The following is a 23,151-nucleotide window of genomic DNA, read 5'->3' as shown; positions in this document are numbered from 1 at the left end:
CTGATATCTGGCCACGGGGCCGCGAAATCAACCCGCACGCTCACGCCTCGCGCGGCGGCGGCGCCGCCACGAGCGCCTCCAGACCCTCGGCCTTGAGGGTCGCGACGTCGTGCGCGAACACGTCCATCACGGCGGCCCGGATCGCGGCCTGGCGGTCGGGCTGCGTCACCCGCGTGCCGGTCAGGTCGGTGACGTAGAAGACGTCTACGGCGCGCTCGCCGAAGGTCGCCACGTGCGCCGACGTGATGTTGAGCGACAGCCGGCTGAAGGCGGTGGTCAGCTCGTAGAGCAGGCCCGGCCGGTCGAGGCCGGTGATCTCCACCACGGTCTCCCGGCTCGACAGGGCGTTGTCGATGATGACGTCCGGCGGGACCGGGAAGGTCTTGGCGCGGGTGCTCGTCGGCGGGTGCTTGTCGGCCACGAGGTCGGCGATCTTGATCTCCCCCTTGAGCGCCCGCTCGATCGCCGCGGTGATGCGCTTGGTCCGCCGCAGCTCGTCGTCGTCGCGCTCGAAGGCGCGGGAGATGAAGATCGTGTCGAGGGCGAACCCGTCCGTGGTGGTGAAGATCTGCGCGTCGACGATGTTGCTGCCGGCCGCCGCGCAGGCGCCGGTGACGATGGCGAGCAGGCGGGGATGGTCCGGCGAGTAGACCGTGATCTCGGTCACGCCCCGGACGGGATCGAGGGCCACGTCGGTCGCGCTGGTCCGCCCGTCGCGCACGACGTCGCGCAGGAAGATCGCGTTCTTGAGCTGGCGCGTGCCGTCGACCTTGAGCCAGTAGGCCTGGCTGTGGCGGGCCGCGTAGGTGTCGAACTCCTCCGAGCCCCAGCCGGGCAGCTGCTCCCGCAGGCCCATCTGGACGAGGCGCACCCGGTCGGTGCGGGCGATCTCGGAATGGCCGCCCGACAGGTAGACCTCGGTCTCGTCGTAGAGCGTGCGGAGCAGCGTGCCCTTCCAGGCTGTCCAGACGCCGGGCCCCACGGCGGTGATGTCGGCCACCGTCAGGATGGTCAGGAGCTTCAGCCGCTCCAGGCTCTGCACGCTCGCGGCGAAACGCTCGATGGTCTTGGCGTCCGAGAGGTCGCGGCTCTGCGCGGTCATCGACATCAGCAGGTGGTGTTCGACGAGCCAGCGCACCGTCTCGGTCTCGGCCTGGTTCAGGCCGAAGCGCGGGCAGAGCTTCTCGGCGATGGCGGCGCCCGCGATGGAGTGATCCTCCGGCCGGCCCTTGGCGATGTCGTGCAGCAGGATCGCCACGTAGAGCGCGGTGCGGTTGTGGATCGAGTGCACGAGGCGCGAGACCAGCGGGTAGGTCTCCTGGGCACGGCCCGACTCGATGTCCGCCAGCACGCCGACCGAGCGCAGCAGGTGCTCGTCCACGGTGAAGTGGTGATACATGTTGAACTGCATCATCGCGACGATGCGGCCGAAATCCGGGATGAACCGGCCGAGCACGCCCGCCTCGTTCATCTCGCGCAGCGCCTCCTCCGGCGCGTTCCGCGAGGTCAGGATCTCGACGAACAGCCGGTTTGCCTCGGGGTCCACGCGCAGCGACGGGTTGACGAGGCGCAGGGACCGGTTGGCCAGCCGCTTGGCATCCGGGTGGATCGCGAGGTTGTGCCGGTCGGCGAGCCAGAACAGCCGGATCAGGTTGACCGGGTCGCGCTCGAAGGCGTCCTCCGCGCGCAGGTTCACCCGGCCGTGGTCGATCCAGAAATCCTCCGCCTCCATGGCGGTCGCCCGGAAGCGGTCGCGGAACCGGCCGATCCAGCGGTCGAGCACCGGCGTGCGCTTGGCGTGGCGCGCCTCCAGCTCCGCGCAGACGATGGCGGTGAGATCGCCGACATCCTTGGCGATGCGGAAATAGGCCTTCATGAAGCGCTCGACGCCGGAGAGGCCGCCGCGGGCCTCGTAGCCGAAGCGCTCGGCGATCCGCGGCTGCAGGCCGAAGGACAGGCGCTCCTCGGCGCGCTTCGTGGCGAAGTGCATGTGGCAGCGCACCCGCCACAGGAACTCCTCGCAGCGCTCGAACAGCGCGTACTCCTCCGGGGTGAACAGGCCGGCGCTCACGAGCTCGATCTGGTCGCGGACCCGGTAGGTGTACTTGGCGATCCAGAACAGCGTGTTCAGGTCGCGCAGGCCGCCCTTGCCGTCCTTGACGTTGGGCTCGACGAGGTAGCGCGAGGTGCCGGCCTTGGACACGCGCATGTCGCGCTCGCGCAGCTTCGCCTCCACGAACTCGGCGGCGGAGCCGACCACGAGTTCGGCGTCGAAGCGCGTCACGAGCTCCTCGTAGAGGACACGGGTGCCGAACAGGAACCGCGCCTCCAGGAGGGCGGTGCGGATCGTCATGTCGGCCCGCGCCTCGCGCAGGCACTCCTCGACCGAGCGGGTGGCGTGACCGACCTTCAGCTTCAGGTCCCACAGGACGTAGAGCATCCCCTCGACGACGCTCTCGGACCACGCGGTCTGCTTGTAGGGCAGCAGGAACAGCAGATCGATGTCCGAGCCCGGCGCCATCGTGCCCCGGCCGTAGCCGCCGGTGGCGACCACGGCGAGCTGCTCGCCGGTCGACGGGTTGTCGTTGGGGTAGAGCCGCCAGACCACGGCGTCGTGGATCGCCCGGACCACCGCGTCGGTGAGGTTCGACAGCGTCTGCGCGCAGAGCAGCCCGTTGCGATCCTCGAGGAGCTGCGCCTCGGCGGCCCGGTGGCCCTCCTCGATCACCCGGCGCAGCTGCGGCACCAGCGCGGCCCGGAGCTTGGTGGGCTCGCGGGCCTCGCGGTCGAGGTTCTCAAGGACCGTATCGAGGGCGGCGACGGGATCGAACATGGTTCCCGTTAGCATGATATCCCTACGCCGCCAGCCATGCGGCGCCCGCCGCTATTCCGCGGCCGGCAGGTCGAGGGCGAGCAGCCGCGCCGTGCGGTTGCGGGTCGCGGCCCGGGGCTCGGTCTCGCTCGTCTGACGCCGCGCGTCGGCGATGGCCGCGTGCACGCCGTCGACCGCCAGGATCAGGGCGCTGACCGTCCGCGCGTCGATGCTGCGCTCGCGGGCGTAGCAGACGACGTCGGCCACCAGCCCGTCGGTCTCGATCGCGATCGCGTCGAGTTCGGCGGCGCTGGTCGCCGCGCGCACCTCGCGCATGATGTCGAGCAGCCGGTCGAGGACGAAATCGACGCGCTCCCGGCGCTTGCGGGCGAGGCGCTGGCCGATCCAGGCGAAGCCGGAGCCGATCGTGCCGCCGAAGAAGGCGAACAGGTAGATGTAGTCCTCGTAGCGGTCGAGGAAGGTCTGCTGCTCGCGCTCGAAATAGTCGACGGCGCCGGGGTGGTTCGGCAGGCGGGCCGAGGTCGCCGCCACCGTCGTGTCGAAGTCCGGCGCCTTCATCAGCTTGGCCACCGGCGCGGTCGAGGCGAGCCGCGAGCGCCACTCGAACAGGTGCTGCGTCGCCGAGGCGACCGCGACGCGGCTGACCGTGCCCCGGGCCATCAGCCGATAGGAGGCGCCGACGGTCTTGATCTCCTCGTCGGGCCGCTTCGGACGGCCACCGAAGGTGCCGGCCGGGATCGTCACCGATTGCAGCTCGGGGAAGCGCTGCAGGATCGCGTCGCCGTCAGGGATCGAGACGAACCCGACCTTCCGGTCCGGCGAGCCCAGCTCGACGGCGCGGACCACCGCGGCGGCCGGTTTGGAGGCCGGGCTCGCGATCACCGCCACGGCGTCGACGCGCTTCTCGGCGAGCGCGGCCGTGACGTCGCCGACCTTCAGGGGCACCACGACCACGTGACCGGGCTCCGCCTCGGCGGCGTGGCCGGCCTCCGCCGCGTCCTCGCCCGCGCTGTCCGGCACGAGGTCGTAGAAGGAGAGCAGGTTCGTGAGGAACGACAGGTCGGCGCTGTGGCGGACCACGATGCCGAGCCGCTTGCGCGCCAGGGCGGGCACGTCGTCGATATCGGCCGCCTCGGGCGCCGCGATGACCAGGGCCTCGTCGTGCAGGATCGCCAGGGTCAGCCCGTTCTCGGGCAGGAACACGTCCGGCCGCACCACCGCGAGGTCGGCCTTGTTCCGCTGCAGCGCGAGGGCGCTGTCGCGCACGTCGCCGTAGCGCACCACCTTGAGCCGGACATCCTCCCGTGCCCGGTCGAGGGCGCCGGCGTAGGCCTCGATCAGCGCGGCCTCTGGCCCGTCCTGCGGGCCCACCGCCACCGTAAGGGTGTTCGGGCGTGACAGGTAGACGATCGCGGCGGCGGCCGCGGCGAGCCCCAGGGCCACGAGGACCAGGAGCCACTCGCGCCGCATCAGAATAGCCGCCGCGCCGTGCAGCCGCCGGTGCCATCGGCCCTGCGGCGTGCCGGGCGAAGAACGGTGGTTCGGGCCATGGCCGAGCCTGTCGCGTTGCGCGCGTTCCATACCCGAGTCATGGAACGCAAACCTGTCGAGATCGTGAAGAACCGGTGAAATCTCCATTCGTTGCAGGATCTGCGCCAGAACGTCGCGACCGGGAGATCAAGCCGCCCGGCCCCGTGAGCCCGGCCTGGCTCGAGCGGGCGGCGCTCCATTACCTGGAGCGCTACAGCGCCTCGACCGAGATGCTGCGCCGGACGCTCGCGCGCCGCGTGCAGAAGCGGGCGCGGGCCCGGGGCGAGGATCCCGAACGCTTCGCCGACCTCGTGACGGCGACCGTGGCGCGGGCGGTGTCGGCCGGCCTCGTGGACGACGCGCGCTTCGCCGATACCCGCCTCGCCACCCTGCGCCGCCGCGGCACGTCGAGCCGCGGCGTCTCGGCCAAGCTCGCCGCCAAGGGGGTCCCGCGCGACGTCGTCGAGGCCGCCATGCTGGCGGAGCGCGACGCCCTGCCGGTCGGGGAGGCGGACGCGGTCGAGGAGCAGGCCGCGCAGGCCTACGCCAAGCGGCGACGCCTCGGCCCGTATCGCCGCCCGGACCAGCGGGCGGCGCACCGCGACCGGGACCTCGCCGCCCTGGCCCGGGCCGGCTTCGCCTACGGCCTCGCCCGCCGGGTGGTCGACCGGGAGACCGAAGAACCCGACGCGCCTGCGTGACGGGTGCGGCATCGCGGCCCGGGGCGAGGGCCGCGCCGGCCTTGCACCTTCCGCCGCGTTGTTCATTGTCTGTTCGATGGACGAGACCCTGGCCAAGAAGCTGCGCATCCTCGCGGACGCGGCCAAGTACGACGCCTCCTGCGCCTCCTCGGCCGCGCCGAAGCGGGCGGCCGGCAAGGACGGGCTCGGGTCGACCACCGGCGCCGGGATCTGCCACGCCTACACGCCGGACGGACGGTGCGTCTCGCTCCTCAAGATCCTGCTGACCAACTGGTGCCTGTTCGACTGCGCCTACTGCGTGAACCGGCGCTCCTCGAACGTGCGGCGGGCGAAGTTCACCGTGGAGGAGGTCGTGAACCTCACCCTGAACTTCTACCGGCGCAACTACATCGAGGGCCTGTTCCTCTCCTCCGGCATCATCAAGTCGCCGGATCACACGATGGAGCTCCTGACCCGCGTGGCGAAGTCGCTGCGGCGCGACCACGGCTTCGCCGGCTACATCCACCTCAAGTCGATCCCGGAGGCGAGCCCCTGGCTGATCGAGGAGGCCGGCCTCTACGCCGACCGCCTCTCGATCAACGTCGAGCTGCCGACCGAGGCGAGCCTGGAGCGGCTCGCGCCCGAGAAGGACGGCGCCGCGATCCAGGGGGCGATGGCGCAGATCGGCGAGCGCATCGTGCAGGCCAAGGCGGAGAAGCGCCGCTTCTCGCCGGCCGGCCACTCGACGCAGGTGATCGTCGGGGCGGATGCCACCACCGACGAGGCGCTGATCCGCAAGAGCGCGCTCCTCTACGGCAGCGTCGGCCTGAAGCGGGTCTACTACTCCGCCTTCAGCCCGATCCCGGACGGGTCCGCGATCCTGCCGCCGAAGCCGCCGCCGCTGCAGCGCGAGCACCGCCTGTACCAGGCCGACTGGCTGCTCCGGTACTACGAGTTCACCCCCGACGAGGTGGCCGACGCCTCCGAGGGCGGGATGCTGGCCCTCGACATCGACCCGAAGCTCGCCTGGGCGCTCAAGCACCGGGACAAGTTCCCCGTGGACGTGAACCGCGCCGACCGGGAATGGCTGCTGCGGGTGCCGGGGCTCGGGGCGCGGGCGGTCGACAAGATCATCCGGGCGCGCCGCCACGCGACCTTGCGCCTCGACGACGTCGCCCGGCTGACCTCCGGATTGAAGCGGGCGCGGCCGTTCCTCGTGGCCGCCGATCATCGCCCCGTCGCGCTCACGGACCGGCTCGACCTCCGGGCGCGGCTGGTCGAGCCCGCGGCGCAGCTGAGCCTGTTCTGATGGGGGTGGGGCACGCGCCGCGTCCCTCGCCCCGCGGTGACGGGGCGGATCCACGGTCGCCGCGCGCCGTCACGCTGCGCCCCGGCGCCGATCTCGACGGTTTCCGCAAGGCCGTCCGGAGCCTCGTCGCGCAGGGCGTCGCGCCCGGAGCCGTGACGTGGTCGGTGACGGACTCGCCCGGCCTGTTCGGCGGCGACGGGGAGCCGGCCGCCGGAGCGCCGCTCGTCCTGCCGAAGGCCGTCGCCAGCCTGATCCCGCAGGTGATCCCTCACCGCGATCCGGAGCGCTACGGCCTGCTCTACGCGCTGGTCTGGCGGGTCTGCCGCGGCGAGCGGCACCTGATGGAGGTCGGCAGCGACCCGCTGGTCCACCGCCTGCACCGGATGGCGAAGGCGATCGGGCGCGACCTCCACAAGATGCACGCCTTCCTGCGCTTCCGCCGGGCGGAGGGACCGGACGGCGAACGCTACGTCGCGTGGTTCGAGCCGGACCACCACATCCTCGAGGCGGCGGCGCCGTTCTTCGTGAACCGCTTCCGCGGGATGCGCTGGTCGATCCTGACCCCCGACGGATCCGCCCACTGGGACACCGAGACCCTGACCTTCGGGCCGGCCGGGGACCGCGCGCAGCTCCCCGAGGGCGACGGCTTCGAGGCGGGTTGGCAGACCTACTACGAGAGCACGTTCAACCCGGCCCGCACCAACCTGAAGGCCATGCGGGCGGAGATGCCCAAGAAGTACTGGCACAACATGCCCGAGACGGCCGCGATCCCCGCCCTGGTCCGGGCGGCGGCCGGGCGCACCGTAGCCATGATCGAGAGGGAGCCGACCTTGCCCACACGCCGCGAACCCGCCCGGGCCGTCGCCGCCATGGCCGACCAGGATCCGAAGACCCTGGAGGAGCTGAACGCGATCATCCGCCGGACCGAGCCGCTGGTCCCCGGCGCCACCCAGGCCGTGCTCGGCGAGGGCCCGGTCGGCGCAACAGTGGCCTTCGTGGGCGAGCAGCCCGGCGACCAGGAGGACCGGCAGGGCCGCCCCTTCGTCGGGCCCGCCGGCCAATTGCTCTCCCGCGCCATGGCGGAGGCCGGGATCGACCGGGGCACGAGCTACCTGACGAACGCGGTCAAGCATTTCAAGTTCGAGGAGCGCGGCAAGCGCCGCATCCACCAGAAGCCGACCGCCGGCGAGGTCAGCCACTATCGGTGGTGGCTCGACCGGGAACTCGAATTCGTCGGCCCGAAGCTCGTGGTGGCACTCGGCGCGACCGCCGTCCTGGCGCTGACCGGCAAGGCGATCCCGATCACCCGGGCGCGCGGCCCGTTCCGCTTCGACCGGCACGACAACCGCTTCCAGGGCTTCATCACGGTCCACCCGTCCTACCTGCTCCGGCTGCCGGACGAGGCGAAGGCGGAGGCCTACGCGGCCTTCGTGGACGACCTGCGCCGGGTGGAGGCGCTCGGGCGCGAGCTCGCGGCCTGATCCTCCCCTGCCGCGGTTCTGCTATGCTGGCGGCCGCCGATTCCCTCCGGTCCCGCCGCCATGGACAAGCTCGACGCCCTCGACATCCTGCGCGCCAACGAGGTGGAACTGCGCCGCCGCGGCGTGCTGCACGCGGCCTTGTTCGGTTCGGTTGCCCGGGGGGAGGCGCGGGCCGACAGCGATCTCGACGTGATGATCGAGATCGATGTGTCGGTCGTGGGCGGTCTCTTCGGCTATGTCGGTCTGTGCCACTTCATCGATGATCTCTTTCCGATCCGGGTCGACGTGGCGGATCGGGCGGCCCTGAAGGATCGGGTTCGCACGCACGCGGAGCGCGATGCCGTTTCCGCCTTCTGAACGCGAGCGGGCCGCCTGCGCCGACATGATCGCCAACGCGGAGCGCGTCGCGCGCTTCGTGGCGGGATTCACGCTCGAGACGTTCGAGGCAGACGAGCGCACCCACTTCGCGGTCGTGCGCTGCCTGGAGATCATCTCGGAGGCGAGCCGCCGATTGAGCGCCGAGACGAGAGCCCGATATCCCGACGTGCCGTGGCGTCAGATCGCGGATGCGGGGAGCGTCTATCGCCACAGCTATCATCGGGTGACGCTGGACATCGTCTGGCTCACCGTCCACCACGAGTTGCCCGTTCTCGTCGCGGCCTGCCGCGCCGAGCTGGACCGCGCGCCCGACTCCTGATCGCCCCGAGCCGCCTGAGCCCATGACCGACTCGAAGCCCGACTCGAAGCCCGACGCGAAGCCCGACTCGAGCCCCGAGACCAAGCCCGTCGGACCCGGCGATCAGGTGATCCTGGTCGACGGCTCGTCCTTCATCTTCCGGGCCTATTTCCAGTCGATCAATCAGGACCAGAAGTACAACTCGCGCCCCTCCGACGGGCTACCCACCGGCGCCGTGCGGCTGTTCTGCACCAAGATCGCGCAGTTCCTGCAGGACGGGGCCGCCGGCACGATGCCGACCCATCTCGGCATCGTCTTCGACAAGTCCGAGGGCTCGTTCCGCAAGGAGATGTTCCCCGACTACAAGGGCCACCGCCCGGACGCGCCCGACGACCTGAAGCGGCAGATGCCGCTGATGCGCGACGCGGTGCGCGCCTTCGGCCTGCACGCGGTGGAGCTGGAGCGCTACGAGGCCGACGACCTCATCGCCACCTACACCCGCCAGGCCGAGGCGCGGGGCGCGGGCGTCATCATCGTCTCGTCCGACAAGGACCTGATGCAGCTCGTCGGGCCGCAGGTCCGGTTCTACGACTTCGAGTCGGGCGCCAAGGGCAAGCCCGGCTACCGGCCCGAGCGCAACCTCGACGTCGAGGCGATCGTCGCCAAGTGGGAGGGCCTGCAGCCGAACCAGATCGGCGACGCGCTGGCGCTCATCGGCGACACCTCCGACAACGTGCCGGGCGTGCCCGGCATCGGCCTGAAGACGGCCGCGGCGCTGATCAAGGAGTTCGGCAGCCTGGAGGCCCTGCTGGAGCGGGCGGGCGAGATCAAGCAGCCCAAGCGGCGGGAGACGCTGCTCGCCAACGTCGATCAGGCCAAGCTGTCGCGCAGGCTCGTGGCGCTGATGGAGGACGTGCCCGTCCCGGTGCCGCTGGACGATCTCGGCGTGCCCCAGCCCAATCCCGAGAAGCTGGTCGGCTTCCTCAAGGCGATGGAGTTCAACACGCTGACGCGCCGCATCGCCCAGATGCTGCACGTCGACCCCGAGGCGGTGAAGCCCGACCCGCGGCTCCTGCCGGGCGCCCGGCCGCACGGCTACGGCAACGCCGCCGGCGGCAGCGACGCGGTGCCGTTCTTCGGCGATTCCGTGCCGCCGGATCCCGAGACCGCGGCCGCCGGGGCCGAGCGCCCGCCGGGCGCCGCCCCGCCGGAGGGCGGCGAGATCGATCCCTTCGCCGATCTCGACCTGCCGGACGCGCCCGCCAAGCCCCGGGCGCCCGTCGAGGCGACACCCGGCAACGTGGTGGCGGCCCGGGCCGCGGAATCCGTGGCGCCGTTCGACACCGCCGCCTATGAGACGGTCTCGTCGCTGGAGCAGCTCGACGCCTGGATCGCCGAGGCCGAGGAGGCCGGCGTGATCGCGGTCGACACCGAGACCGACAGCCTCGACGCCCACAGGGCCGGCCTCGTCGGCGTCTCGCTGGCGGTCGCCACCGGCCGGGCCTGCTACATCCCGCTGGCCCACGTTCAGGCCGCCAAGGTGCAGGCCGACGCCACCGACCTGTTCGGCGAGGGCGCCGCGCCGTCCGACGTGGTCGAGCCGGTGCCGGGCCAGATCCCCCTGAAGGAGGCCGTCGCCCGGCTGAAGCCGCTCCTCGAGAACCCGGGGGTCCTGAAGGTCGGCCAGAACCTCAAGTACGACTGGGTGGTGCTCGCCCGCTACGGCATCGAGGTCGCGCCGTTCGACGACACGATGCTGATCTCGTACGTGCTCGACGCCGGCAAGGGCGGCCACGGCATGGACGAGCTGGCCCGCCGGCATCTCGGCCACCAGCCGATCACCTTCTCGGACGTGGCCGGCACCGGCCGCAACAAGGTGACCTTCGACCGCGTCGCGATCGACAAGGCCACCGCCTACGCGGCCGAGGACGCCGACGTCACCCTGCGCCTGTGGCGGATGATGAAGCCGCGCCTCGTGGCCGAGCACCGGGTCGCCGTCTACGAGACCCTGGAGCGGCCCCTGCTGCCGGTGATCGCCCGGATGGAGCAGCGCGGCATCCGCGTCGACCGGGAGATGCTGAGCCGCCTGTCGGGGGATTTCTCGCAGATCCTCGTCCGCCTGGAGGAGGAGATCCAGGAGGATGCCGGCGATAAGTTCTCGGTCGGCTCGCCGAAGCAGATCGGCGACATCCTGTTCGGCAAGATGGGCCTGCCGGGGGCCAAGAAGACGCCGTCCGGCCAGTGGGCGACGCCCGCGACCCTGCTCGAGGAGCTCGCCCAGGCGGGCCACGAACTTCCCAAGAAGATCCTGGAATGGCGGCAGCTGTCGAAGCTGAAATCCACCTACACGGACGCGCTCCAGGCCCACGCCGACCGCGAGACGGCGCGGGTCCACACCTCGTTCTCGCTGGCGGCCACCACCACGGGGCGGCTGTCCTCCTCCGAGCCGAACCTGCAGAACATCCCGATCCGCACCGAGGAGGGGCGGCGCATCCGCCGCGCCTTCGTGGCGGCGCCCGGCAACCGGCTGATCTCGGCCGACTACTCGCAGATCGAGCTGCGGCTGCTCGCCCACATGGCCGACATCCCGGAACTCCGGAAGGCGTTCGAGGACGGCATCGACATCCACGCGGCGACCGCCTCGGCGATGTTCGGCGTGCCGCTCAAGGAGATGACCCCCGACCTGCGGCGCCGGGCGAAGACCATCAACTTCGGCATCATCTACGGCATCTCGGCCTTCGGCCTCGCCGACCGGCTCGGCATCGGCCGCGAGGAGGCCTCGGCGTTCATCAAGCAGTATTTCGAGCAGTTCCCGGGCATCCGGGACTACATCGAGACCACCAAGAAGAGCTGCCGCGACAAGGGCTACGTCACCACCCTGTTCGGCCGGGTGTGCCACTACCCGCAGATCCGCTCCAACAACCCCTCCGAGCGGGCCAGCGTCGAGCGGCAGGCGATCAACGCGCCGATCCAGGGCTCGGCCGCCGACATCATCCGCCGGGCCATGACTCGGATGGAGGCGGCGCTCGCCGCCAAGAAGCTGAACGCCCGCATGCTGCTGCAGGTGCACGACGAGCTGGTCTTCGAGGTCGCCGAGGACGAGGTGGAGCGGACGATCCCGATCATCCGCGGCGTCATGGAAGAGGCGCCGGCGCCGGCCCTGACGCTGAAGGTGCCGCTCGTGGTCGAGGCCAACGCGGCGGGCAACTGGCAGGAGGCGCATTGACGGGTCGGGTCGGATCGAGGCCGAGCCGGTGGCGCTCTGAACCGACGTCGCTGAACCGCGACCGGGCATCCTGGACAGGCCGCCGAAGACCGTCATACGCCGTACGCCCATGACCTGCACCGCTCAGAGCCCGTGACCGACTCCCTCGCCTTCCTCTCCGGCGGCGGCGAGGCCGCGCGGATGATCCGCGCGCGCGACTGGTCGGGTCATCCCCTGGGGCTTCCGGAGACGTGGCCGGCGGAGTTCCGCGCGGCCCTGTCGCTCGTCCTCAACTCCCCGGAATCGATGATCCTGGCCTGGGGGCCCGACCTCCACTTCTTCTTCAACGACACCTACTTCCCGCTCCTCGGCCCGCGGTTGCCCTGGGCGATGGGCGAGCGGTTCGACGTGGTCTGGGCGGATGCCTGGGATCAGGCCAGGCCGATCATCGACGCCGCGATGGCGGGCCGTCCGGAGCGCTTCGTCGACCTGCCGTGGCAGCTCGACACCGATCGGGGCGCCCGCGAGACGTGGTGGACCTTCTCGTACTCGCGGGTTCTCGATGCCGACGGCCGGGTCACCGGCCTGTTCATCCTCACCAACGAGACCACCGGCCGGGTCCGGGCGGACGCCGCCCTCAAGGAGAGCCAGGGGCGGCTCGAGGCGGCGCTGGCGGAGCTGCGCGATCTGAACGCCACCTTGGCGCAGCAGGTCGAGGAGCGCACGGCCGACCGCAACGCCCTGTGGACGCTCTCGTCCGACATGATGCTGCGCTGCCTGTTCGACGGGACGATCACCGCGGTGAACCCGGCCTGGACCGAGGTGCTGGGCTGGCGCCCGGACGAACTGATCGGAATGAAGCTCATCGCCCTCGTCCATCCGGACGATCTCGACCGCACCGTCGCGGGCGCGGGCCAGCTCTCCGCGGGGTCGAGCCTCGCGCGCTTCGACAACCGCTACCGCCACCGGGACGGCGGCTATCGCTGGATCAGCTGGGCGGCCCGGCCGGGGGAGGGGATCATCAACGCCGTCGGCCGCGATTTCACCGCGGAGCGCGAGCGCGCCGACGCCCTGGCCGCGGCCGAGGAGGCCCTGCGGCAGTCGCAGAAGATGGAGGCCGTCGGCCAGCTGACCGGCGGCATCGCCCACGACTTCAACAACCTGCTCGCCGGCATCTCCGGCTCGCTGGAGCTGATCCAGACCCGCCTCGGCCAGGGCCGCGTCATGGATGTGGACCGCTACATCAACGCGGCGCAGGGGGCCTCGAAGCGGGCCGCGGCGCTGACCCACCGGCTCCTCGCCTTCTCGCGGCGCCAGACCCTCGACCCGAAGCCCACCGACGTGAACCGGCTGGTGGCCGGCATGGAGGAGCTGATCCGCCGCACCGTGGGCCCCGCCGTAATGGTCGAGGTCGTGGCGCCGCCTGGCCTCTGGCCGGCCCTGGTCGACCCGCCGCAGCTCGAGAACGCGCTCCTCAACCTGTGCATCAACGCCCGGGACGCGATGCCCGAGGGGGGGCGCATCACGATCGAGACCGCCAATGCCTGGCTCGACGAGCGCGCCGCCCGGCGCCACGACATGCCGCCCGGCCAGTACCTCTCCCTCTGCGTCACCGACACCGGCATCGGCATGTCGCCCGAGATCGTCGGCAAGGTGTTCGAGCCGTTCTTCACCACGAAGCCCCTGGGGCAGGGCACCGGCCTCGGCCTGTCGATGATCTACGGCTTCGCGCAGCAATCGGGCGGCCAGGTGCGGATCCACTCCGAGGTCGGCAAGGGCACCACGGTCTGCCTGTACCTGCCCCGCCATCGCGGCGCGGTCGCCGAGGAGGACGCGCACGCCGCCGTCGGCGCGCCGCCGCGGGCCGCGCCGGGCGAGACCGTGCTGGTGGTCGACGACGAGCCGACCGTCCGCATGCTGGTCACCGAGGTGCTGGAGGATCTCGGCTACACGGCGATCGAGGCCGCCGACAGCGCGGCCGGCCTCAAGGTGCTGCAATCCGACGTGCGCATCGACCTGCTGGTGTCCGATGTCGGACTGCCGGGCGGCATGAACGGGCGCCAGATGGCCGAGGCCGGCCGGGTCACGCGCCCGGGCCTCAAGGTCCTGTTCGTCACCGGCTACGCCGAGAGCGCGGTCTTCGGCAACGGGCCGCTCGATGCCGGGATGCAGGTCATCACCAAGCCGTTCGTGGTGGAGGTGCTGGGCGCCCGCATCCGCGAGATGATCGGAACGGCTTGACCGCGCGGCCGGTTCGGGCCTGATCGGCCGGGAATTGCCGGGGAGGAGAGACGCCATGCGGGCGCTGCTGTGCACGAGGCTCGACGGGCCGGAGCATCTGGAGATCGTCGAGCGCCCCGACCCGGTGCCGGGTCCCGGGCAGGCGCTGGTGCGGATGCGGCTCGCGGCGCTGAACTTCTTCGACACGCTGATCACCGCCGGGCGCTACCAGGTGAAGCCGGCCCTGCCGTTCTCGCCGGGCGGCGAGGGGGTCGGCGTGGTCGAGGCGCTGGGCGAGGGGGCCTCGGGCGTGTCCGTGGGCGACCGGGTGATCGTCCATGCCGGGCACGGCTGCTGCGCGGAGCTGATCGCCCTCGACGCCGCCCGGCTCACCCCGGTGCCGGACGCCGTGCCGGACGCGCAGGCGGCCGGGCTCACCATCACCTACGGCACCTCGCTCCACGCCCTGGCGAACCGCGCCCGCCTGCAGCCCGGCGAGTGGCTGGCGGTCCTCGGCGCGTCCGGGGGCGTCGGCCTCGCCGCCGTCGAGCTCGGCCGGCTGATGGGCGCCCGGGTGATCGCCTGCGCCTCCTCGGAGGAGAAGCTCGCGGTCGCCCGCGCCCACGGCGCCGAGGCGGGCGTGGTCTACGACCCCGCGACGCTCAAGGACGAGCTGCGCCGGATCTCGGGCGGCGGGATCGACGTGGTCTACGACGCGGTCGGCGACGCCTACGCGGAGCCGGCCCTGCGGGCGCTCGGCTGGCGCGGACGCTTCCTCGTGATCGGCTTCGCCGCCGGCGCCATCCCGCGGCTGCCGCTGAACCTGATGCTCCTCAAGGAACTCGACGTGCAGGGCGTCCACTGGGGCGCCTTCCTGGATCGCGAGCCCGAGGCTCACCGGGCCGATCAGCGCCGCCTCCTCGGCTGGGTCGCCGAGGGCGAGCTCACCGCGCAGGTCCACGGCGTCTACCCGCTGGCGGAGTACCCGGAGGCCTTCGGCCTCCTGACCCGCCGGGCGGCCGTGGGCAAGGTTCTCCTGCGGCCCTGATCGGGCCGCGGCCGCCCTCGACCGGGTCGGCCCTCGACCCGCCGCACGGCCTCGGCGGGCGGCGAGTCATGCGTTCCGCGCTGATCTGCGGCGCGGGCCGTCTCCGAAGTAGAGGTTGCGGAAAAATCTGTCCTTCATCTTCATGGGTCCCGATGAGACGACGTCGTCCTCCGCGGTGCCCGAGATGAACTTGCGCAGAAGTGTCGTATCGAAGCTGATGCTGCCCTCGTTGATCGGCTTTTTGCTGTTCATCGCGAGCTCGACCATTGGCCTGATGCAGATACAGGCCATCAACGCCGCCGCCGTGGAGACCCGCGACGTCTGGGTGCGCAAGGACAACGATCTCCACACGATTCGATTCCTGATGCTGCGGTACCACACGACGACGATCCGCAAGGTGGTCGCCACCGACGACGGTGAGAACCGGGACCTCGATGCCGAGTTCGTCGAGATGGATCGGACCATCCCCGAGGCCTTCCGGAGCTATCGCGCGCGCGCGACGACGCCCCGGGAGCGCGCGCTCTGGGACGCGTTCGAGGGGCGGTGGAAGGTCTATCGCGTTGCCCAGGAGGCGATCCTCGCGCCACTCAGGCGCGGCGACCGGAACGCGGCCCGCGACGCCATCGCGCCGGCCCGCCCGCCGCTGGTGGCCGCCTTCGACGCCCTGGCGGATCTGGCCCAGGTCGCTGCGGAGGGCACGAACGTCTCGGTCCAGCGCTCCGAGGACGCGTTCCGGACGGCGTGGTCCGTCACCATCGCGCTCTCGGTGATCGGAGCGGCGATGACCGGCGCGGCGGTCTGGTGGGTCTGGCACCGGGTCGCCCGCCCGATCCGGTCCCTGGCCGAGATCATGGGCCGGCTCGCGGCCGACGACCTCGACGTGGCCGTCAACGGTTCCGAGCGAGGGGACGAGATCGGCGTCATGGCGGCGTCCGTCCGGGTCTTCAAGGACGGCCTGATCCGCGCGCGGGCCCTTGAGCACGAAGCCGCGCAGGCCCGCGCCGCGGCCGAGGCGCGGCGGCGGAGCGGCGTGCAGGAGATCGCCGACGCCTTCGAGGGCACGGTCGGCGGCATCATCGGCACGGTCTCGGCCGCCGTCGCCGCGCTGCAGGACACGGCCTCGGCCATGAGCGAGGCGGCCGGCGACACCGCCGATCGCTCCGGCCAGGTGGCGAGCGCGGCCGAACTCGCGGCCAGCACCGTCAACGTCGCGGCGGCGGCGGCGGAGGAACTCGGCGCCTCCGTCCAGGAGATCAGCCGCCAGGTCGCGGGTTCGACGGCGCTGACGCAGTCGGCGGTCGCGGACGCGGCGGCGACCGCGCACTTGGTTCAGGATCTGAACGGGGCGGCGGTCCAGATCGGCCACGTCGTGGGCCTGATCTCGAGCATCGCCGAGCAGACGAACCTCCTGGCGCTGAACGCCACGATCGAGGCGGCGCGGGCGGGCGACGCCGGCCGCGGCTTCGCCGTCGTGGCCGCGGAGGTGAAGGACCTGGCCGGCCAGACCGCGCGGGCGACCGACGAGATCGGCGCCCACGTCGCCCGGATCCAGGCCTCCACCGGCGACGCCGTCTCGGCGATCGGGCGCATCGGCGGCCGGGTCCAGGAACTCAGCGCGGTGGCGACGCGGATCGCCAGCGCCGTGGAGCAGCAGGGCGCGGCGACGCAGGAGATCGTCCGCAACGTCTCCCAGGCCGCCCAGGGGGCGGCCGACGTCACCGGCACCATCGCGGGCGTCGCCGACGCGGCCAAGGGGACCGGCGCGGCGGCCGACCAGGTTCTCACGGCAGCCTCGGAGCTGTCGCTCCGGTCCGGGCATCTCAGGGACGAGGTGACGCGCTTCCTCGCGACCGTCCGCGCGGCCTGAGCGCGCGGGATCGGCGCGGACGCGCGCCCGACCGCGCGCCCGGCGCGCCGGCTCAGAGGAGCCCGCGCGCCTTGGCCAGGCCGATCAGATCCGCCTGCGGGCGGGCGCCGATGTGCTGGATGACCTCGGCGGCCGCGAGCGTGCCCAGGCGGGCGCTGGCGACGTTGTCCAGCCCGCGGGCGTGGCCGGCCAGGAAGCCGGCGGCGAACAGGTCGCCCGCGCCGGTCGTGTCGACCACCGTCTGGACCGGGCTCGCCTCGACGGCCCGGACCTCGCCACCCTGCACCACCAGGGCGCCGTCGGCCGAGCGCGTGACCAGGCCGAGCAGGTGCCGGCCGCGGGCGTTGCGCTCGTCGCGCAGGGCCGCCACGGCGGCCTCGGGATCCTCGGTCTCGTAGAGGCTCTGCAGCTCGGCCATGTTGGCGAACAGGATGTCGATGCTGCCGTCCCGCACGAGGCCGAGGAACTCGTCGCGGTAGCGGCCCACGCAGAACGCGTCCGAGAGGGTCAGCGCGACGGCGTTGCCCGCCTGATGGGCGAGCTGCGCGGCCTTGCGGAACGCGTCCTTGGCGGCCGGCGGATCCCACAGGTAGCCCTCGAGATAGACGACGCGGGCCGAGCTCACGAGCGCCTTGTCGACATCGTCGGGCGACAGGCCCTGGCAGGCGCCGAGATAGGTGCTCATCGTGCGCTCGCCGTCCGGCGTCACGAGCACGAAGCACCGGGCGGTGGCCGGACCCTCGGCGGCGGCCGGGACGGCGAAGTCGACGCCGGTCGCCTTGAGGTCGTGGCTGAACAGGCCGCCGAGCTCGTCGTTCCGGACCTTGCCGACGAAGCCGGTCCTGGCTCCGAGGAGCGCCGCGCCGACCGCGGTGTTGGCGCCCGAGCCGCCCGACACGATCGTCGCCGGTCCCATCGCCTGGAACAGCGCCTCGGCCCGCGGCTCGTCGATGAGCTGCATCGCGCCCTTGGTGACGCCCTGCGCCGCCAGGAAGGCGTCGTCCGTGCGGGCGATCACGTCGACGATCGCGTTGCCGAGCACGAGGAGATCGAGGGGTGCAGTCATCCGGGCGTCCTGATTCGCGTTCGCGCCGCTGTGGCATCCGCCTCGGATCGGATCAAGCGCCGTCGTCGACGGGCGCGAGGTCGGCGAACAGCTCGGGCACGGGCAGGCGCAGGCCGGGCGGCGTCAGGTCCAGCGTCTCCCGGGTCGCGATGCGGGTCTCGATCAGGCCGCCCTGCGCGCGGCGGTGATGGATGACGAGACGCTTCACCGGATCCACGATCAGATAGTGGATGACGCTCTCCAGACCGAAGTAGCGGGTCAGCTTCAGGCCCGAGTCCACCGCGCGTGTGCCCGGCGACTGAACCTCGACCACGATGACGGGATCGGTGATCTCGGTCGCATCGGGGTCAGCGCGCATCCCGCAGTAGACGAGGGCGTCGGGCTCGAAGACCGTATCCCGATCGACGCGAACGCTGATGCCATCCGGCAGCGCGTAGCAGGCGCTCCCCGCTTGCTTCAGTGCCGACCGGAGCGCCAGATAGGTGGCCGCCTTGACCTCGGCATGCCGAACGCGCTCCGGCGACATCGCGAACACCTCGCCGTCGACCAGCTCGAAGCGCCCCGGCTGCCCCTCGGCCCAGGCGAGAAACTCGTCGACCGTCATCCGGGATCTCGGCTGAGCGACCATGCCCGAGGCTAGCACGGATTCGGCCTGCCGGGAGCCGTGCTCCTCGCGGGTCTCACCCCGCGATCTTCTCCAGCGCGACATCCCGCGTCCGGGGGCCCAGCAGCCCGACGAGCAGGCCCGCGGCCAGCATCGCCGCCGAGATGAACAGGAACACGCCCGGCGTCCCGGCCTCCCGCAGCACGAACGCGATGACGAAGCCGGTGAAGATCGCCGAGAAGCGGCTCCAGGAATAGACGAACCCGACCGCCCGGGCCCGGATGCCCGTGGGGAACAGCTCGGCCTGATAGGCGTGGAAGCTGTACGACATCACGTTCGAGGCCAGCGTCAGGCCGATGCCGAGCGCCACGATGACGGTGACGTCCCGCGTCTGCGCGAAGGCCAGGCCGCAGGCGATGTAGAGGAGGGCGGCGGCCACGATGACGTGCTTGCGCTCGAACCGGTCGGCGATGGCGAGGCCGATCAGGGGCCCGACCGGGGCGGCGAGCGCGATCAGGGCCGTGTAGGCGAGGCTCGACGTCACCGTGATGCCCTGGGCCACCAGGAGGGTCGGCACCCAGTTGGCGAAGCCGTAGAAGCCCACCGTCTGGAAGACGTTGAACCCCGCCATCATCAGGGCCCGGCGCCGGTAGGGCTGGACCCAGAGGTCGCGGAACGCGCCGCGCGGCTGCACCGGCTCCGGCGCGGCCGGTGCGGGAAGCGGGCCGCCGGTCTCGGCCGCGATCCGCGCCTCCAGCCGCCGCAGGACCGCCTCGGCCTCCGCCAGACGGCCGTGCTCGACGAGCCAGCGCGGGCTCTCCGGCAGGCCCGCCCGCATCCACCAGACCACGATCGCCGCCGAGGCGCCGATCAGCACGACCCAGCGCCACCCGTCGATGCCGAGGGGCGCCGCCGGGATCAGCAGGTAGGACAGGAACGCCACGACCGGCACGGCGGTGAAGCCGATGCCCTGGCACAGGGCGAAGGCCCGGCCGCGGATCGCCTTCGGCACCAGCTCGGAGAGGTAGCTGCCGATCGTCACCATCTCCAGGCCGAGGCCGATCCCGGCGATCAGGCGCCAGAGATTGAGGCCGAAGGCGTCGCTCTGGCAGGCCATCACCACGTTGGCGGCGGTGTAGGACAAGAGCGACCACGTGAAGATCGCCCGCCGGCCGAACCGGTCGGCGAGCCAGCCGCAGGCGAGGGTGCCGATGAACAGGCCGGTGAACAGGGCGGCGACGAAGCTCGCGACGCCGCTGGCACCGAACAGGCCCGGGGTCGTCGGCGTCAGGATCCCGGCCTTGACGAGGCCCGGCGCGACGTAGCCGGTGAAGAGCAGGTCGTAGAGCTCGAAGAAGAAGCCGAGCCCGAGCAGCACCACGAGGCGCCAGACCGTCGGCGTCGCCGGAAGCCGGTCGAGACGGGCCAGGATGGCGCCGGGATCGAGACCTTCATCGGCAGCCCGGACCGCCGTACGCGTCGCCATGCCGATGAGCCTCGTCTCGGCGCCGCGGCGCCCCGCCGGCGCAGTGCCGCGGAAGCGCGCGCCGCGCAAGGGGGTGCGACGCCGGCCGAGAGGGGACCCTCACGCGCCGAAGACGGACCAGCCCATGCGCTGCGTGAGCCGCTCCAGGGCGATGCGGCCGAGGTGGGAATTGCCCGCCGCGTCGAGGCCGGGCGACCAGACGGCGATGGACGCCTTGCCGGGCGCGATCGCCAGGATGCTGCCGCCGACCCCGCTCTTGCCCGGCAGGCCCACGCGGTAGGCGAACTCGCCCGACCCGTCGTAGTGGCCGCAGGTCAGCATGATCGCGTTGATGCGGCGCGCGCGCTCCGCCGAGACCACCGAGTGGCCGGTCGACGGGTTGACGCCGTTATGCGCCAGGAACCGGCCGGCCCGCGCGAGCTGGCGGCAGTTCATCGCGATGGCGCAGTGATGGAAGTAGACGCCGAGCGTGTAGTCGACCGGATTGTCGATGACCCCGAACGACTTCATGTAGTTGGCGAGCGCGGTGTTGCGGAAGCCCGTGCGCTTCTCCGAGGCCGCCACCGTCTCGTCGATGATGATGCCGGAATCCTGGGCCAGGAACTGCATGAAGCGCAGGATCTCGCCCAGCGCCTCGCGGGGCTCGTGACCCGAGAGGATCACGTCGGTGACCGCGATCGCGCCCGCGTTGATGAACGGGTTGCGCGGCACGCCGCGCTCCCGCTCCAGCTGGACGATGGAATTGAACGGGTTGCCCGAGGGCTCGCGGCCGACGCGCTTCCAGAGCCGGTCGCCGACCATGCCGAGGGCGAGGGTGAGCGTGAACACCTTCGACACGCTCTGGATCGAGAACGGCGTCTCGCTGTCGCCGCCGGTGAAGACCTGTCCCTCGGCGTCGATCACCGCCATGCCGAACTGGTCGGGATCGACCCGGGCGAGCTCGGGGATGTAGTCCGCGACCGCGCCCCGGTCGGAGCGCTGGGCCATCTCCTCGGAGATCTCCCGGATGACGTGGGCAAGGTCGGGCACGGTCGGGCTCGGGCGTCGCGTTGCGTCGGAACCGGGCCGGTTCGCGACGTCTCAGGCGATGCAAGGTCCGGTCCGGCCCGGCGGTGATCTAGCAGCGCCGGACCGGCCTGGGAACCGGAGCGGCCGCGCTCACGCGACGATCAGCCGGCGGGCGTCGGCCGCCGGGCGGTCACCCGATCCGCACCGTCATCGCGCGCGCGGCGACCCGGAGCGGCGCGACCTCGGCCAGCGCGGCGCGACCGGATTGCTTCGCGGCGCCCGCAGAGGCGGCAGCGGTGCGGCCGCTCGGCGAAGAGGAGTCTCACGCGGCGGCGAGCGCCATCGCCATGGATTCCTTCTTCATCAGCTCCCGGAAGAAGCCGTCGAGATGGGTCAGCTTGTCGGGCGAGCCGTCCTGCGCGATGCGGCCGCCGTCGAGGACGACGATCCGGTCGAAATCCTGCAGCGTCGAGAGACGGTGCGCGATGGCGATGACGGTCCGGCCCTTCATCAGGTTGGCGAGGGCGTGACGGATCGCCTGCTCGGATTCCGCGTCCAGCGCCGAGGTCGCCTCGTCCAGCAGCAGGATCGGCGAGTTCTTCAGGATCGCCCGGGCGATGGCGATGCGCTGGCGCTGGCCGCCCGAGAGCTTCACGCCGCGGTCGCCCACGATCGTGTCGAAGCCCTCCGGCAGGGCCTTGATGAAGTCGGTGCAGTGCGCGGCCTCGGCCGCCTGCCACACCTCCTCGTCGGTGGCGTCGGGCCGGCCGTAGCGGATGTTCTCGCGCAAGGAGCGGTGGAACATCGAGACGTCCTGCGGGACCACCGTGATCGCCTCGCGCAGGGATTCCTGGGTGACGCGCTCGATGTTCTGGCCGTTGATGCGGATCGCGCCGCTCTGCACGTCGTAGAACCGCTGGATCAGCGAGAACAGGGTCGACTTGCCGCCGCCGGACCGGCCCACGAGGCCGACGCGCTGGCCGGGCTCGATGACGAGGTCGAAATCCGTGAAGACCGGGCGTCCGTCCGGATAGTTGAACGCGACGTGCTCGAACTCGATCTTGGCGCCCTGGCCGGTCAGCGGCTGCGCCTCCGGATGGTCCACGAGGTCGTGGGGCTGGAGCAGGGTGTGCAGCGCCTCGGAGAGGCGGGCGGTGTGCTGGGTCGCGTCGACCAGCGCCACCGCGAGGTCGCGGGTGGCGGCGAGGATGCGGATGCCGAGCGTGCAGACCAGGACCACCTGACCGTTCGTCGCCTGGCCGGCCTCCCACATCTGGATCGCCCAGTAGAGCAGGCCGAACACGGCGAGCACGGTGAGCACCGCGTGCACGATGCGCAGCTTCTCGAGATAGAGCAGGGACGAGCGGCGGGCCCGCATCTCGGTGGCGATGGTGCCCTCGAAGCGCTGGCCCTCGCGCTTGAAGGCCGAGAAGGCGCGCACGAGCGACATGTTGCCGACGAGGTCGACCATCTCGCCGTCGACGGAGGCCGCCTTGGCGGCGAAGTCGTGGTGCAGCGGCTTGCCGGCCGAGGCCATCTTGAACATCAGCACGACGACGGCGGCGAACACGCCCGCCAGGATGCCCGCCATGGTGAGGTTCACGGTGGCGATGTAGGCGATCGACCCGAAGGCCGCGACCGTCGGCGGCATCACGTTGAACACGAACATGTTCTCGACCGTGAAGATCGCGTTCGAGGTCGCCGTGATGCGCGACGCCAGGGTGCCCGGCTGCCGGTCGGAGAAGAAGGTCGGCGAATGGCCGGTCAGGTGCCGGAACAGGTCGCGCCGGATGTCGCCCGTGATGCCCACGAAGGTGAAGGCGCCGGTCAGCGCGGCCACGCGCCAGAGCATGTTGTCGGCGGCGATGAAGGCGATCAGGACCGCGAGGGCGCTCCAGACCACGGTGTTGCCCGGGCCGGGCCCCTTCGTCAGCGCGTCGACCACGCCCTTGAGCGCGTAGTCGGTGGAGACCGAGAAGCCGACGGCGCCGAGCACCGAGATCAGGATGACCAGGTGCGGCAGCCAGCGGCGCCGGAGATACCGCCCGACGAAGGCGAAGGGCCTGTCGGCGTATCGGTGCAGCTCTTCCATCGCGGTGACCATTCCGTATTCGCGCGGCTTTGGCTTACGGGCTGAG

17 protein-coding genes are annotated in these 23,151 nt (G+C 71.6%); 9 read left to right on the top strand and 8 right to left on the bottom strand.

Annotated features, from left to right (window positions below; translation table 11 throughout):
- Positions 1-40: 40 nt before the first annotated feature.
- Both ACTJK8_RS14165 and ACTJK8_RS14160 read right to left on the bottom strand, forming a co-directional pair.
- Positions 41-2,833 (bottom strand): [protein-PII] uridylyltransferase, encoded by a 2,793-nt coding sequence (locus ACTJK8_RS14165; RefSeq protein WP_024829253.1) that lies wholly within the window; start codon positions 2,831-2,833, stop codon positions 41-43.
- 51 nt (positions 2,834-2,884) lie between these two features.
- Positions 2,885-4,303 (bottom strand): TAXI family TRAP transporter solute-binding subunit, encoded by a 1,419-nt coding sequence (locus tag ACTJK8_RS14160; protein WP_012320480.1) that lies wholly within the window; start codon positions 4,301-4,303, stop codon positions 2,885-2,887.
- A gap of 224 nt (positions 4,304-4,527) precedes the next feature.
- Here ACTJK8_RS14160 and ACTJK8_RS14155 point away from each other — a divergent pair, with 224 nt between their 5' ends.
- The 8 genes from ACTJK8_RS14155 (at position 4,528) to ACTJK8_RS14120 (ending at position 14,982) form a co-directional block, all read left to right on the top strand.
- Positions 4,528-5,064, top strand: a complete 537-nt coding sequence (locus ACTJK8_RS14155) for a regulatory protein RecX (protein WP_024829254.1) — start codon at positions 4,528-4,530, stop codon at positions 5,062-5,064.
- A gap of 76 nt (positions 5,065-5,140) precedes the next feature.
- Complete coding sequence (locus ACTJK8_RS14150; RefSeq protein ID WP_012320478.1) at positions 5,141-6,352, top strand: putative DNA modification/repair radical SAM protein; 1,212 nt, start codon at positions 5,141-5,143, stop codon at positions 6,350-6,352.
- Complete coding sequence (locus tag ACTJK8_RS14145; RefSeq protein ID WP_175654082.1) at positions 6,352-7,833, top strand: UdgX family uracil-DNA binding protein; 1,482 nt, start codon at positions 6,352-6,354, stop codon at positions 7,831-7,833. Before ACTJK8_RS14150 ends, ACTJK8_RS14145 begins: the two co-directional genes overlap by 1 nt.
- A gap of 60 nt (positions 7,834-7,893) precedes the next feature.
- Positions 7,894-8,190, top strand: coding sequence for a nucleotidyltransferase family protein (locus tag ACTJK8_RS14140; RefSeq protein WP_063111931.1), 297 nt, complete (start codon positions 7,894-7,896; stop codon positions 8,188-8,190).
- Positions 8,171-8,530 (top strand): HepT-like ribonuclease domain-containing protein, encoded by a 360-nt coding sequence (locus ACTJK8_RS14135; RefSeq protein WP_012320475.1) that lies wholly within the window; start codon positions 8,171-8,173, stop codon positions 8,528-8,530. The genes ACTJK8_RS14140 and ACTJK8_RS14135 overlap by 20 nt, the downstream gene beginning before the upstream one ends.
- Before the next feature lie 22 nt (positions 8,531-8,552).
- Positions 8,553-11,735, top strand: coding sequence for a DNA polymerase I (polA, locus tag ACTJK8_RS14130; protein ID WP_440762084.1), 3,183 nt, complete (start codon positions 8,553-8,555; stop codon positions 11,733-11,735).
- Between the two features lie 132 nt (positions 11,736-11,867).
- On the top strand, positions 11,868-13,955 hold the full coding sequence (locus tag ACTJK8_RS14125) for a hybrid sensor histidine kinase/response regulator (protein WP_058606216.1): 2,088 nt from the start codon (positions 11,868-11,870) through the stop codon (positions 13,953-13,955).
- A 55-nt stretch (positions 13,956-14,010) separates the two neighbouring features.
- Positions 14,011-14,982, top strand: a complete 972-nt coding sequence (locus tag ACTJK8_RS14120; RefSeq protein ID WP_029360495.1) for an NADPH:quinone oxidoreductase family protein — start codon at positions 14,011-14,013, stop codon at positions 14,980-14,982.
- 66 nt (positions 14,983-15,048) lie between these two features.
- Here ACTJK8_RS14120 and ACTJK8_RS14115 read toward each other — a convergent pair whose 3' ends face one another.
- A complete protein-coding gene (locus tag ACTJK8_RS14115; RefSeq protein WP_162471040.1) occupies positions 15,049-15,234 on the bottom strand; it encodes a hypothetical protein in 186 nt (61 codons plus the stop codon).
- Here ACTJK8_RS14115 and ACTJK8_RS14110 point away from each other — a divergent pair.
- Positions 15,167-16,849, top strand: coding sequence for a methyl-accepting chemotaxis protein (locus ACTJK8_RS14110; RefSeq protein ID WP_440762083.1), 1,683 nt, complete (start codon positions 15,167-15,169; stop codon positions 16,847-16,849). The two genes, ACTJK8_RS14115 and ACTJK8_RS14110, sit on opposite strands and share 68 nt — an antisense overlap.
- Before the next feature lie 52 nt (positions 16,850-16,901).
- Here the strand turns inward: ACTJK8_RS14110 and ACTJK8_RS14105 are convergent, their stop codons facing one another.
- From ACTJK8_RS14105 to ACTJK8_RS14085, 5 genes are all read right to left on the bottom strand, one after another.
- The gene (locus ACTJK8_RS14105) at positions 16,902-17,915 is read right to left on the bottom strand and encodes an adenosine kinase (RefSeq protein WP_440762082.1); all 1,014 of its coding nucleotides are present in this window, start codon (positions 17,913-17,915) and stop codon (positions 16,902-16,904) included.
- A 52-nt stretch (positions 17,916-17,967) separates the two neighbouring features.
- A complete protein-coding gene (locus tag ACTJK8_RS14100; protein WP_274852128.1) occupies positions 17,968-18,519 on the bottom strand; it encodes a Uma2 family endonuclease in 552 nt (183 codons plus the stop codon).
- Positions 18,520-18,595: 76 nt separating this feature from the next.
- Complete coding sequence (locus tag ACTJK8_RS14095; RefSeq protein WP_182177793.1) at positions 18,596-20,005, bottom strand: MFS transporter; 1,410 nt, start codon at positions 20,003-20,005, stop codon at positions 18,596-18,598.
- Positions 20,006-20,104: 99 nt separating this feature from the next.
- On the bottom strand, positions 20,105-21,034 hold the full coding sequence (locus ACTJK8_RS14090) for a glutaminase (RefSeq protein ID WP_012320467.1): 930 nt from the start codon (positions 21,032-21,034) through the stop codon (positions 20,105-20,107).
- 301 nt (positions 21,035-21,335) lie between these two features.
- Positions 21,336-23,105, bottom strand: a complete 1,770-nt coding sequence (locus tag ACTJK8_RS14085; protein WP_012320466.1) for an ABC transporter ATP-binding protein — start codon at positions 23,103-23,105, stop codon at positions 21,336-21,338.
- Between the last annotated feature and the right edge of the window lie 46 nt (positions 23,106-23,151).

This window comes from Methylobacterium sp. 22177, from assembly GCF_052045615.1.
GTDB lineage: Bacteria > Pseudomonadota > Alphaproteobacteria > Rhizobiales > Beijerinckiaceae > Methylobacterium > Methylobacterium radiotolerans.
This window is presented reverse-complemented; position numbering and strand designations above follow the sequence as displayed.

Excerpts from the sequence above, each read along its gene's own strand:
- ACTJK8_RS14110 (WP_440762083.1), top strand. The coding sequence starts at position 15,167 with ATGAACTTGCGCAGAAGTGTCGTATCGAAGCTGATGCTGCCCTCGTTG.
- ACTJK8_RS14100 (WP_274852128.1), bottom strand. The coding sequence starts at position 18,519 with ATGACGGTCGACGAGTTTCTCGCCTGGGCCGAGGGGCAGCCGGGGCGC.
- ACTJK8_RS14140 (WP_063111931.1), top strand. The coding sequence starts at position 7,894 with ATGGACAAGCTCGACGCCCTCGACATCCTGCGCGCCAACGAGGTGGAA.
- ACTJK8_RS14105 (WP_440762082.1), bottom strand. The coding sequence starts at position 17,915 with ATGACTGCACCCCTCGATCTCCTCGTGCTCGGCAACGCGATCGTCGAC.
- ACTJK8_RS14115 (WP_162471040.1), bottom strand. The coding sequence starts at position 15,234 with ATGAACAGCAAAAAGCCGATCAACGAGGGCAGCATCAGCTTCGATACG.
- ACTJK8_RS14095 (WP_182177793.1), bottom strand. The coding sequence starts at position 20,005 with ATGGCGACGCGTACGGCGGTCCGGGCTGCCGATGAAGGTCTCGATCCC.
- ACTJK8_RS14160 (WP_012320480.1), bottom strand. The coding sequence starts at position 4,303 with ATGCGGCGCGAGTGGCTCCTGGTCCTCGTGGCCCTGGGGCTCGCCGCG.
- ACTJK8_RS14165 (WP_024829253.1), bottom strand. The coding sequence starts at position 2,833 with ATGTTCGATCCCGTCGCCGCCCTCGATACGGTCCTTGAGAACCTCGAC.
- ACTJK8_RS14150 (WP_012320478.1), top strand. The coding sequence starts at position 5,141 with ATGGACGAGACCCTGGCCAAGAAGCTGCGCATCCTCGCGGACGCGGCC.
- ACTJK8_RS14145 (WP_175654082.1), top strand. The coding sequence starts at position 6,352 with ATGGGGGTGGGGCACGCGCCGCGTCCCTCGCCCCGCGGTGACGGGGCG.
- ACTJK8_RS14135 (WP_012320475.1), top strand. The coding sequence starts at position 8,171 with ATGCCGTTTCCGCCTTCTGAACGCGAGCGGGCCGCCTGCGCCGACATG.
- polA (WP_440762084.1), top strand. The coding sequence starts at position 8,553 with ATGACCGACTCGAAGCCCGACTCGAAGCCCGACGCGAAGCCCGACTCG.
- ACTJK8_RS14085 (WP_012320466.1), bottom strand. The coding sequence starts at position 23,105 with ATGGAAGAGCTGCACCGATACGCCGACAGGCCCTTCGCCTTCGTCGGG.
- ACTJK8_RS14120 (WP_029360495.1), top strand. The coding sequence starts at position 14,011 with ATGCGGGCGCTGCTGTGCACGAGGCTCGACGGGCCGGAGCATCTGGAG.